At 72.8% G+C, this 11,344-nt stretch carries 12 protein-coding genes; 7 read left to right on the plus strand and 5 right to left on the minus strand.

What is annotated here, in order from left to right:
• Window positions 1–160 precede the first annotated feature (160 nt).
• Window positions 161–652, plus strand: coding sequence for a hypothetical protein (locus tag OG379_RS22200; RefSeq protein WP_405664847.1), 492 nt, complete (start codon window positions 161–163; stop codon window positions 650–652).
• A 15-nt stretch (window positions 653–667) separates the two neighbouring features.
• Here OG379_RS22200 and OG379_RS22205 read toward each other — a convergent pair whose 3' ends face one another.
• Entirely contained in the window at window positions 668–946 is a 279-nt protein-coding gene (locus OG379_RS22205) for a metal-sensitive transcriptional regulator (protein WP_405664848.1), read from the minus strand.
• 194 nt (window positions 947–1,140) lie between these two features.
• Between OG379_RS22205 and OG379_RS22210 the strand changes: the two genes are divergently transcribed.
• Both OG379_RS22210 and OG379_RS22215 read left to right on the plus strand, forming a co-directional pair.
• Entirely contained in the window at window positions 1,141–1,944 is an 804-nt protein-coding gene (locus OG379_RS22210; protein WP_405664849.1) for an ABC transporter ATP-binding protein, read from the plus strand.
• A gap of 3 nt (window positions 1,945–1,947) precedes the next feature.
• A complete protein-coding gene (locus tag OG379_RS22215; RefSeq protein WP_405664850.1) occupies window positions 1,948–3,288 on the plus strand; it encodes an FtsX-like permease family protein in 1,341 nt (446 codons plus the stop codon).
• A 45-nt stretch (window positions 3,289–3,333) separates the two neighbouring features.
• Here OG379_RS22215 and OG379_RS22220 read toward each other — a convergent pair whose 3' ends face one another.
• Window positions 3,334–4,161 carry an aminoglycoside phosphotransferase gene (locus tag OG379_RS22220; RefSeq protein WP_405664851.1) on the minus strand — a complete coding sequence of 276 codons (828 nt, stop codon included), beginning with the start codon at window positions 4,159–4,161 and terminating at the stop codon, window positions 3,334–3,336.
• A 643-nt stretch (window positions 4,162–4,804) separates the two neighbouring features.
• A complete protein-coding gene (locus tag OG379_RS22225) occupies window positions 4,805–5,419 on the minus strand; it encodes a TetR/AcrR family transcriptional regulator (protein ID WP_405664852.1) in 615 nt (204 codons plus the stop codon).
• A gap of 113 nt (window positions 5,420–5,532) precedes the next feature.
• On the opposite strand from OG379_RS22225, the gene OG379_RS22230 reads away from it, so the two are divergent.
• Window positions 5,533–6,561: an aldo/keto reductase gene (locus OG379_RS22230; protein WP_405664853.1), complete on the plus strand. Its 1,029-nt coding sequence runs from the start codon at window positions 5,533–5,535 to the stop codon at window positions 6,559–6,561.
• Between the two features lie 12 nt (window positions 6,562–6,573).
• Here the strand turns inward: OG379_RS22230 and OG379_RS22235 are convergent, their stop codons facing one another.
• Window positions 6,574–7,635 (minus strand): hypothetical protein, encoded by a 1,062-nt coding sequence (locus OG379_RS22235; RefSeq protein WP_405664854.1) that lies wholly within the window; start codon window positions 7,633–7,635, stop codon window positions 6,574–6,576.
• Window positions 7,636–7,767: 132 nt separating this feature from the next.
• Here OG379_RS22235 and OG379_RS22240 point away from each other — a divergent pair, with 132 nt between their 5' ends.
• From OG379_RS22240 to OG379_RS22250, 3 genes are all read left to right on the plus strand, one after another.
• Window positions 7,768–8,403, plus strand: a complete 636-nt coding sequence (locus tag OG379_RS22240) for a TetR/AcrR family transcriptional regulator (protein WP_405664855.1) — start codon at window positions 7,768–7,770, stop codon at window positions 8,401–8,403.
• Window positions 8,404–8,496: 93 nt separating this feature from the next.
• Window positions 8,497–9,360 carry a DUF4429 domain-containing protein gene (locus OG379_RS22245; protein ID WP_393757597.1) on the plus strand — a complete coding sequence of 288 codons (864 nt, stop codon included), beginning with the start codon at window positions 8,497–8,499 and terminating at the stop codon, window positions 9,358–9,360.
• A 348-nt stretch (window positions 9,361–9,708) separates the two neighbouring features.
• Complete coding sequence (locus OG379_RS22250; protein WP_393757599.1) at window positions 9,709–10,350, plus strand: TetR/AcrR family transcriptional regulator; 642 nt, start codon at window positions 9,709–9,711, stop codon at window positions 10,348–10,350.
• Window positions 10,351–10,374: 24 nt separating this feature from the next.
• Here OG379_RS22250 and OG379_RS22255 read toward each other — a convergent pair whose 3' ends face one another.
• Window positions 10,375–11,334, minus strand: coding sequence for an endonuclease/exonuclease/phosphatase family protein (locus OG379_RS22255; RefSeq protein ID WP_405664856.1), 960 nt, complete (start codon window positions 11,332–11,334; stop codon window positions 10,375–10,377).
• Between the last annotated feature and the right edge of the window lie 10 nt (window positions 11,335–11,344).

Genomic DNA, 11,344 nt, shown 5'->3' on the forward strand with positions numbered 1-11,344 from the left:
CTCCGTCCGGCCCTCACCCCTGACCTGCCCGTTTCAGAGCACGAGGACGAGCGGCCCCTCTGTCCGGCAGCTGCCCGCCTCCCGCTCCCGCGAGCCCGGGAGGAGTTACTCTCGACCAGGTCCACGAGGCCCGCGAACGCTACGACGAGGAGGCGGCGAAGTGAACGCCACCCCGCAGGTGCTGGCCGTCCTGGACGGACTCCTCGCCGCCGCGGCACCCGGCGAGCGCGGCGCCCTCTGGCGTCTCGCCGAAGAGGGACGGGAGCTCGACGCCAACATCGTCCATCTGCCGCCGGACGCCGGGGTGGGGGAGCACCAGGAGGACGTCCTGGACGTGCTGCTCGTCGTCCTCGCGGGCGGCGGAAGCCTGCATGCGGGCCGCGACACCCTGGACCTCGCCCCGACGACCGTCACCTGGTTGCCCCGGACCTCACGGCGGGCGCTGGAGGCGGGGCCGGACGGGCTGACCTACCTCACGGTGCACCGCCGGCGCCCGGGCCTCACGATCACGCCGGCCGTGCGCACTCCCGCGTACGAGGGCGGTGAGGCTCCCTGCATGCTGGATCTGGTCTGCCCGGAGTGCGGGCGGCTGTCGGCCGACCGGGCGCCGAAGTTCTGCAGCGCGTGCGGGGAGCCGTTCCCGGAGCGCTGACGGGCGTGCGTGCGCTCACGCCAGCGAGAGGAACAGCTTCTCCAGGCGGGCGCGCATCCGGTCCTTGTCGGCGGGCGACTGCCCCTCGTCGGTCAGGCACTGTTCGAGCCCCGTCGCGATGATGGAGAACCCCGCCCGGTCCAGGGCCCGGGACGCGGCGGCCAGCTGCGTGACCACGTCCTCGCAGTCCCTGCCCTCCTCGATCATCCTGATGACCCCGGCGATCTGGCCCTGGGCCCGCCGGAGCCGGTTGAGGACGGACGTCAGCTCTTCGGCCGCCATGTCGAGTTGCATGGTTCCTCCCGCGCATACCTGTCGCCGGGGTCCGTATACCCCCAGGGGTATCGTACCCGGGCGCTTCCCCCCGGGCCGGGTGTACTCAGCGCCACCCCGAACTCGGGGGCGTACGTCCAATGTGCCCGGCCGCTCCTCTCCGTAGCGTCTTCGATGTGGCGCAGAGCGCGTCCGACGAGCAGAGGGTGATGGTCATGTTCGATCGCAGACGACAGCCCACGAGCCGGACCGCCGAGGCTCTGCGGCTGGTTTCGGTGAGCAAGGTGTACGGAACCGGGGACAGCGCCGTGACCGCCCTGGACGGCGTGTCCCTGAGCCTGCCGCGGGGGAGCTTCACCGCGGTCATGGGCCCCTCGGGCTCCGGCAAGTCCACGTTGCTCCAGTGCGCCGCCGGCCTGGACCGCCCCGACCGGGGGCAGATCGTCGTGGACGGCGAGGAGATGAGCGGCGGCGGCGAGGCGGCGCTCACGCGGTTCCGGCGGGACCGGATCGGCTTCGTCTTCCAGCAGTACAACCTGCTCCCCACCCTGACCGTCGAGGAGAACACCGCGCTGCCGCTCCGCCTCGCCGGCCGCAAGGCCGACCGGGAGGGCATCCGCGCGGTCCTCACACAGGTCGGCCTGGGCGACCGCCTCGGCCATCTCCCCGACGAGCTCTCCGGCGGGCAGCGCCAGCGTGTCGCCATCGCGCGCGCACTCGTGACCCGGCCCGCGGTGATCTTCGCCGACGAGCCGACCGGCGCCCTGGACACGCGCAGCGCACGCGATGTTCTGAGCCTGCTGAAGGAGACCGTCCGGCTGCACGGCAGCACCGTCGTGCTCGTCACCCACGACCCGGTCGCCGCCTCCTACGCCGACTCGGTGCTCTTCCTCGCGGACGGGCGGCTGGCGGGCCACCTCCCCGCTCCCACCGCCGAGGCCGTCGCCGAACGCATGACCCACCTCGGGGACCGTGCGGCCGGACGGCGCTCGGCCAACGGCCCGTTGATGGAGGTGTGAGCCATGCTGTTCCTTGCCATGCGCTCGGTCCGCAAGCGCCCGGGCCGCTTCCTCGCAACCCTGCTCTCGGCGTTCCTCGGCGCCGTGATCATCATGACGTTCAGCTCACTGCACGACACGGCGGCGGCCCCCGGGGTCGACAAGGTGAGCTCGGAGTCCATGACCATCTCCGCGAGCGTCGTCGGCGGATACGGCTCCCTCCTCGTCTTCTTCGCCATCGCCTCCACCCTCACCGTCAGCGTCCGCCAGCGGGCGGAGGAGATCCACCTGCTGCGCTGCACCGGGGCAACTCCCGCCCAGGTCACGCGCATGATGGTCGGGGAGTCCGCCGTCGTCGCACTCGTCGGCGCCGCGCTCGCCGTCGGGCCCGCCGTGCTCGGCGGCCGGCTCTTGGTCGACCTGTTCAAGGACAGCGGCCAGGTCGCCGCGAACGTCGAACCGGCCTTCGGCGCGATAGCCCTCGGCTCGGGCTTCGGCATCGCGGTCCTCGCCTCCGTCGGCGCCGCGTTCCTCGCCGTACGCCGCGCCACCAAGGCCGGCGCCGGAGCGCGCGGCCCGTCCGGCCGCCGGGGCCGCACCCTGGCCGGCTGCGCCGCGCTGGTGGCCGGGACCGGGGGGATCCTGACCACGTACGCCGTCGACAGCACCGAGGAGATGCTGATGGCGTTCCCCGCCTACGGCGCCATCCTGCTCTCCGTCGGCTTCGCCGTCCTCGCCCCGTCCCTGCTGGGCAGGCTCCTGGAGCTGCTGCGAGGCCCCCTTGCGACGGTGGGCGGCGCGGGCGGCTACCTGAGCGCCCGCAACCTGCGCCGACGCGGCGCGGAACTGGCCGGGGTGCTCATGCCGATGATCATCTTCACCGGCATGGCCACCGCCACCCTCTACATCCAGGGCGTCGAGAGCGACTGGGTCGCGGCGTCCGGCCTGGACAAGACGGTCGACGACAAGAACCTGGAGACCCTCAACCTCGTCGTCGTCGGCATCATCGTCGTCTTCTCCTGCATCATGCTCGTCAACAGCCTGTACGCCGCCACCTCCTACCGCAGCCGCGAGTTCGGCCAGCAGCGCCTCGCCGGAGCCACACCCGGACAGGTCCTGGGCGTGGTCGGCTGGGAGGCGGTGCTCCTCACACTGACCGGGCTCGTCCTGGGCACGGCCGCGGGAATCGCGGGGATCATCCCCTTCACGATGGTCCGCACCGACCAGGTCCTGCCGGACCAGGGACCGGGCACCTGGCTGGTCATCATGGCCATCGCCACCGTGGTCACCCTCGGCACGAGCCTCGGAACCGCGCGCAGGACCCTGCGTGCCCCGGCCATCGAGGCCGTCACCGTGGCCGCGTGATCCGGATGCGTACGCCCCGGGGCCTCGGCTGCGCCTGAGGCCCCGTCACCTGTCCGTCACCAGGCGGGTCGCCCGCGCATACCGCTCCGGCTCGCCCGGCCCGGCGGGCCCCGACGGCCTCACGAGCTCGCTGTACGCGACGAGCCGGAAGATCAGCGCCCGGATCAGCAACTGCTGCCACTCGGCGTGATCGCTGCCCACCGAAAGCAGTTCGCCCGGGAGGTCCCACCACAGCAGACCATCGACGATCACGACGGCCTCGGCGAACAGCGGCGGCCGCCAGTAGGGCGAGAAGTCGATCACGGCGGGCAGTTCGTGCGGGGCGAAGAGGACGTTGCCGGTCAGATCTCCGTGGATGAGCTGAGCCGCGTCCTGCCGCACGGGGCGCCTCAGCTCCAGCAGGGCCGAGAACGGCGCCGCGAGGTCCTCGGTCACCTCGACGTCCTCCTCGCCCCACGCGACCCGGTCGGCCACCGCCCAGGGATGGGACCGCCGTTCGAGGAAGGCGGGCCGTGGGTGCGGCCGCAACGCGGCGTGGAAGGCGCGGCCGGCGCGCAGGACGTCGTCCCAACGCCCCTGCGGACCGGGTTCGCCGGTCAGGAACTCACCGGCCGTCCAGCCGTCCACGACACTCCGGCCGTCGGGCGCCCGGAGCGGCCGTGGGACGCGGAAGCCGCTGCCCGTCGCCAGCCCGTCGAACAGCGAAGCGCCCCACTCGGCCTCCGCCTCGGCGCCCTCGGCCGGTTTGAACACGTACCCGCCGACGAGAACACTCCGCCCTTGCCCACCGGCGAGCGGAACAGGAGTCCCCCGCACCCCGAAGGCCTCGAGGACGGGACGGGGCGGAACGGCGTCGCTCAGTGGCTCGGTCACGGCGCCATCCTGCGACGCGGCCCTGCCGGGCGCACCTCCTTTTGCCGGCCGCCCACCGGATCGGACCCGGTCGTCAGGGCGTTCCCAGGGCGGGAGGTCTTCCTCGCGGCGACCGCAGCGGGCCGCACTCCCGGCAGGCCCTCTCCCGTCGCTGCTCCTGTGAACCGATGCCGGCGTCGAGGGCGACCTCTTCGGCCCCGACGCGAAGGCCCTGGCGGGCTTCCGGGTGGTGATGTCCGCCTTCAACGCGGCGAACCAGAACGAGGCCGCCACCCGCGAGGACCCCGCGCTGACCCTCGCCGATATGGAGAAGATCGCCACGAGCAAGGTGTGGCTGAGCTGAACCGTTCCGCTGCGTGGCCGGTCGTCGGGAGGAACGAGACAACAGGGTGACCCCTGTGTGCCGTTCTGGGCGTCCGTGTCCTCCCAACGACCGGGCCCGTGAGAGGGGCCCTCGCGCCGGCTTCCGCCAGACCGGGATGTGGCGGCCGCTCTCGCTCGTGAACGGCCGGCGACCGAACGGTACGACGCTCTGCCCGGCCGGAAGCTTCCGCAGCTCGTCTTCCCCGAAGTGGCCGTCCTCGTCATTCGTGCGCGGGGCCGTACTGCCGACGGGGCTCTCCGCGCCCGTGGTCTTCCCGGCTCAGCTCACCCCGTAGCGGAGTCCGTCCACCAGAAGGGCGATCATCCGCCGCGTGTGGTCGTTGTCGTCCTCGGTGGCGGGCAGGGTCAGATTGCGCGTGGCGATCAGCAGGTCCTCGGGATCCGCGTCGGAGCGGATCTCGCCGGCCTTCGCCGCCGCGTCGATGAGCGTGGTGAGTACGGGCATGAAGCGCTGCTCGAAGTAGGACGGCAGGCTGTCGTACGCCGAGTCCCCCGAGTGCAGGGCGGCGCTGAGTCCGCGCTTCGTGGCGAAGAAGAGCGCGAAGCGCTGGAGCCACCTGGTGAGCGCCTCCGCCGGTCCGTACTCCGCCGCGAGGGCGGGCGCGGCGTCGGCGCAGGCGTCGACCTCGTGGCGGAAGACCGCGGCGATGAGGTCGGAGCGCTGCGGGAAGTGCCGGTAGAGCGTCCCGGCTCCCACGCCCGCCTTCGCGGTGATCTGGCGTACGGGCGCGTCCACTCCCGAGGTGAGGAACACCTCCGCCGCCGCTGTGAGCAGGGCGTCGGTGTTGCGCCGCACGTCCGCGCGCACCCGCTTCGCCGGGGGCTGTCCGGCGTCGGCGCCGGCTTCGGCTTCCCGGGTCGTGTCCTTGCGCACGGTGCTCCCCTTGCTATACGGAACACTGTTCCGTATTGTCGATGCTGAACGTTGTTCCGTTTATGCAGCCTAATGCCCGCGCCCTGTGTGGGCCAAGGGACGAGGAGCTCCTCATGTACTACCGCACGCTCGGCCGGACCGGCATCAAGGTCAGTCCGTACTGCCTGGGCGCGATGATGTTCGGTGCCGTGGGAAACCCTGATCACGGTGAGTCCGTCAGGATCATCCACAAGGCCCTCGACGCCGGCGTCAATTTCGTCGACACCGCCGACTTCTACTCGCACGGCGAGTCCGAGGAGATCGTCGGGAAGGCGCTCAAGGGCCGTCGGGACGACGTCGTGCTGGCGACCAAGGCCCATCTGCCGATGGGGGACGACCCCAACCGGCGGGGCAATTCGCGGCGTTGGCTGGTCCGCGCGCTGGAGGACTCGCTGCGCCGCCTGGGCACCGACCACGTCGATCTGTTCCAGGTCCACAGGCCCGATCCGGACACCGACGTGGAGGAGACGCTCTCCGCGCTCACCGACCTCGTGCGCGCCGGGAAGGTCCGGAACATCGGCGGCTCCACCTTCCCCGCCTCGGACATCGTCGAGGCGCAGTGGGCGTCCGAACGGCGGGGCCTGGAGCGGTTCCGCACCGAGCAGCCGCCGTACTCCATCCTGAACCGGGGCATCGAGCGCGAGGTGCTGCCCGCCTGTGAGCGTTACGGGATGGGCGCCCTGGTCTGGAGTCCTCTCGCGGGTGGCATGCTCACCGGGCGCTACCGGAAGGGTGAGGCGGCGGACACCCACCGGGCGGGCTTCGGCCACAAGCACCTCGGCGACGAGCGCCGGCTCGACGTGGTCGAGCAGCTGATCCCCGTCGCCCAGGACGCCGGGATGTCGCTGACGCACATGGCGACCGCCTTCGCGATCGCCCACCCGGCCGTCACCTCCGCGATCATCGGCCCGCGCACCATGGACCACCTCGACGACCTGCTCGCGGGTGCGGAGACCGTGCTGGACGACGAGACCCTCGACCGGATCGACGCGATCGTGCCTCCCGGCACCGACATCGGGAGGCTCGACATGGCGTACGACCCTCCGGCCGTCCAGCAGGCCCGCCTGCGCCGCCGGCTGCCCGGCGAGCGCTCCGCCGCCTGACACGGGGGTGCCTCAGTGGGCGGAGGCCGCGGCTTCCGTGCGGCCGCGGCCGTACTCCGCGAGTGCGTGGAAGGCCGCCTTCGGCTCCCACGGGAGGCCCGGGAACGCGGTGCCCGTACGGCCGTCGGCGAAAACCCTGACCACGCCGAAGGACGCCTTGTCGAAGTCGCGGTCGTCGGTCCCCGTCCCGGTCGTCCCGGCGTCGGGCAGGTCGTAGCGGGCGAAGGTGTAGACGAAGGCGGCTTCGATGCCGGAGTTCTCGAAGAGGCCGAGGAGTTCGCGTACGTGACCGGCCTGTTCCTGCTCGTCGCGGACCACCGGGCGGGTGAAGCGCGCGGGGCGTGCCCCGTCGTCCCACTCGACGACCTCGTCGGCCCGGCTCGCGATGGCGGCGCCGCCCCGGAAGGGGGCGCAGCCGAACTCCGTGACCGCCGCAGGCTTGCCGTGCGAGGTCAGCGCCCTCAGCCCGTCGGCCAGTTGGCCCGCGTTCCCCGCGTCGCGGTAGCCGGCGTCGGTGGCGACCAGGTCGAAGGGTGTCCAGTCGACGCCCTCGAAGGGGAGTGAGGCGTAGCCGACGCGTCCGCCGAACTCGGCCCGCACGGCGGTGACCGCGGTGCCGAGGAAGGCGTTGACCCGGGCGGTCAAGGCGGGGAGGGCGGCCCGCAGCCGTTGTGGGTCGGAGAGGACGGCCACCCGGTCGGCCATGGTGTCGCCGGGGAGGAAGTCGTCGGTGAAGAGGGAGATCTCCGACCCGGTGAGGAAGACCACCTCGGCGCCGTCCCGCCGTAGCTTCTCCGCGCGGGCGGCACTGTCGGTGAGGAGGTCGAGGAGCTCGTCCTGGGTGAGGGCGTTGGTGAACGGGCAGTACCAGACGGCGAGTCCGGCCTCGGCCGCCAGCCGGGCGGCCGTCTCCAGGCGGTCGCGGTCACCGCCGGTGACGCGAACGGCGTCGCAGCGCAGCTCGTCGCGGATGATCTCCATCTCGCGGCGGACGACGGCGGGGTCGAAGGGCTCGCGGGTGGTGGTTCCGGCACTGGTGAAGCCGGTGTCGAAGTTGATCCCGAAGGTGCGCACGGCGGGGCCTCTCTGCGCGGACGAAATTAGGGTACTCAACGTACCCTATGTGGAGTGCCCCGGCCGTCCGGATTTGGTGTGGGCGCCCTCCGTGCCGTAGATATCGGCGTACGGGACGAGAGGGGACGACCAGTGCCGGAAGCCGGTGACGGGCCGAGGCAGGCCGGGGCGCCGCGGCGGCGCGGGGCGGTGTTGGAGGACGCGATCCTCCGGGCGGCGGCCGAGGTGCTGGGGGAGTCCGGCGTCGCCGGGCTGACGATGGACGAGGTGGCCCGGCGGGCGGGCACGAACAAGAACGCGATCTACCGCCGCTGGCCCAGCCGCGTCGCCCTGGGCGTCGCCGCGTACCGCCGGCTGACCGCGGCGGAGACCACCGTGCCGGACACCGGATCGCTCCGGGACGACGCCCTGGAGCTGCTGCGGCGCGCCAACGCCACCTGGTCGTCGCCGTACGGGGAGATCCTGCGCGGCCTGATCGCGGCGGCCGGCGGGACGCCGGGGCTGCTCGCCGAGCTGCGCGATCCCGAGGCCGGCGGCGACGCCTACGGGGCCGCGTGGACGGCGGTGCTCGGCCGGGCGGTGTCCCGCGGCGAGGCCGCCCCCCGGGCGCTGCACCCCCGGGTCGTGTCCGCGCCGGTGGCGCTGCTTCGCAACGAGTACCTGACGCGGGGTGTCCCGGCCGTGCCGGACGCCGTCCTCGTCGAGATCGTCGACGAGGTCTTCCTGCCGCTGGTCCACGGCCGGAGCGCGGGCCGCGACACCGGCTGACGGCGCCCGGAGGTCCTCCGTGACCTCGTAGCCGCGTCCGGGCGGGGAGTTGTGCCGGTCACGTACGCGGGTGCGCCTGGCAGAATCCGGCGTATGGCGGACATCATCTCGCGCGACGGCACGTGGAGCTTCGACGGGGACACGGTGCGCATCGTCCCGGGCAGCAAGGTGCACCCGGTGCGGCAGGAACTCGGCGAGTTCGCCGTCCCCCTGCAGGCGGTCGCGGGCGTCTCCTTCGAGCCGGACCGCAAGGGCGGCCGTCTGCGGCTGCGGCTGCGCACCGGCGCCTGCCCCGTCCTGCGGGCCGCGGACGGCCGGCTGAAGGACGCCTCCGATCCGTATCAGCTCGTCGTGGAGAAGGACCGCACGGGCGTGGCGGAATACCTCGTCGACGAGATACGCAATGCCCTGCTCATCGAGCAGGTGCCCGACGGGCCGGTGGACCGCTTCCTGCTGCCGGGACCGTCGGTGCCGGTGTCGGGCGGCGGCGGGGACGGCACGGCGTCCTTCGACGGGGAGGCGGTCCGCCTCACCTGGAACTGGAAGGCAGAGGAGTCGAAGACCGCGGGCGGTGCGGTCACCCTTCCGCTGCCGGAGGTGACCGGGGTGCGCTGGATGCCCGCCATCGGGCTGGAGAACGGCTCCCTGCGCTTCGACCGGGGCTCCGTATCGGCCTCGCCCGCCAAGTTCGACCCGTACTCCCTCGATCTGTGGGGGCTGTCGAAGCGGGAGTACACCGCGGTCCTGGTCGCCGCCGCCGTGCTCGTACGGATGCCGGCACCCGCCGACCCCGCCCTCCCGCTCGAAGCCGCCCCGGCCCCCGGGCCCGCTCCGTCCGCCGACGACCACGACGTCCTGCTGCGGCGGCTCCGCGAGCTCGGCGAGCTGCACGTGGCCGGCATCCTCACCGACGACGAGTTCGCCGCCGCCAAGCAGGCCGTGCTGAAGCGGCTCTGACGACGCGGGGACGGAGGCGACCTCCGGCGGCTTCCATGTGACGTACCACTGGCCGGGGGAGAGCTGGGAACGTCCTTCGGCGGTTTCACGTCCGGGACACGCACCGTGGACATCGGCCGGCGCGTGTGAGGGCCGGCTCGGCGCCGTGATCCTTGTTGCACATCCGTGCGAGCGCTCACCGGTCTTGGCGGACTGTCGGCGTGGCGGCGCGCCGCGGGACGCGTAGGACGGGACGTACCAGGACAATGGCGCACGCGCCATCCAGAGGCGCCCGCGCCCTCTCCCGGCCCGCACGACCGCTCGACGGCGGTCGTGGGCACCGGATGTGCGGCAGACCAAGGAGGACCCGTGGTGGATGTCCCGGTGGACCAACTGACCGGCGCGGTCGACGGTGTGCGTACGCGGGCCCGTGGGCAGCTCCTCGACGCCGGCCTGGAGTTGTTCGGGGTGTACGGCTACGCGCAGACGTCGGACTACGCCCTGTGCGCGGCGGCCGGGGTGCCGGAGGAGGTGCTCCGGGAGGAGTTCGGCTCCCGGGAGGGCCTGTTGATGGCCCTGCACAACCAGATCACGACGGCCGGACTGCGGGCGTCCGAAGTGGCCCTGCTCTCCGAGGGGATGGACGACTGCCCGCTGGAGCAGCGCTTCCGGCGGCTCTTCGACGCCTACGTGACGGCGGTGACCCGGGACCTGCGTGAGGCGCGGGTGACGTTCGTCGAGGTGCTCGGCGTGAGCCCGGCCGTGGACGCCCACTGCAAGCGGTGGCGCGACCTGTGGACCGACTTCCTGACCGGTGAGGCCGAACGTGCCGCTGTGCGCGGCGAGGTGGAGGAGCGGGACCACCGGGTCGTGGTGATGGTGATGGTGGGCACGGTCCACGAACTCATGGCGCACCACGCCCGCCGTCCGCGCAGGGCCCGGCCCGACGAGGTGTCGGAGGAGCTGACCAAGCTGGGACTCGCGATGCTCGGGATCGAGATGGCGGGCTGAGACCGGACCGCCCCGGTGCACCGCTCAGAGCCTGATGTCCGCCGCTACGGGCAGGTGGTCGCTGCCGGTGGCGGGCAGCGACCGGACGCGGGCGACCGTCGCGGACCGGGTGAGGACCTGGTCGATCCGGGCCACCGGGAGCTTCGCGGGCCAGCTGAACGCGAAGCCCGGGCCCGGAGCCTCCATCAGGGAGGTGACCGGCTCCAGGCCCCGGTCGTCCAGCGTGCTGTTGAGGTCTCCGACGAGGATCACCCGGTCCAGGGGCTCGGCGGCGATGGCCTCGCCGAGGAGAGCGGCGCTCTCGTCCCGCCGCCCGGAGGTGAGCCCGGTCGCCCCGATCCGGACCGAGGGCAGGTGCGCGACGTACACGGCGACCTCGCCCCGCGGTGTACGGGCGGTCGCCCGCAGGCCCCGGTCCCAGCCCGCGCCGACGCCCTTCGGTCTGATGTCCACCAGCCGTACGCCGGTGAGGGGGTGCTTCGACCAGAGGCCGACCGTGCCCTTCGTCGCGTGGTGGGGGTAGTCCGCGGCCAGGGCGGCCTCGAAGGCGGGCAGGGCCGGGGCCGTCAGCTCCTCCAGGGCGACGATGTCGGCGCCCGTCCCGGCCAACGCCCGTGCGGTGGCGGCCGGATCGGGGTTCACATCGCTGACGTTGTGCTGGACCACGGTGAAAGCGCCGTCCGGGGCCTGGCCCCCGGGGAACAGCAGACCCCCGAAGACTGCGGCCCAGGCGGCCACGGGCAGCAGCAGCGCCGCCGACGCCAGGAGCGAGCGGCGCAGGAGCGCCGGGACCAGCAGGACGGCGACGGCCGGACCGAGCCAGGGGAGGAAGGTCTCCATCAGGCTCCCGACGCGACCCGGGGTGTTGGGGACCAGACCGGGGAAGACCAGGAGGACGGCCGCCAGGAGGCAGAGCAGGGCGGTCGCGCGGCCCCGCTCCCAGCTCCAGCCGGGCGCTCGCCCGTCCCGCTTCTTCTCCGTCACGCGTTCATGC

Origin of the sequence: Streptomyces sp. NBC_01166, from assembly GCF_045039765.1 — a bacterium.
Lineage (GTDB): Bacteria > Actinomycetota > Actinomycetes > Streptomycetales > Streptomycetaceae > Streptomyces.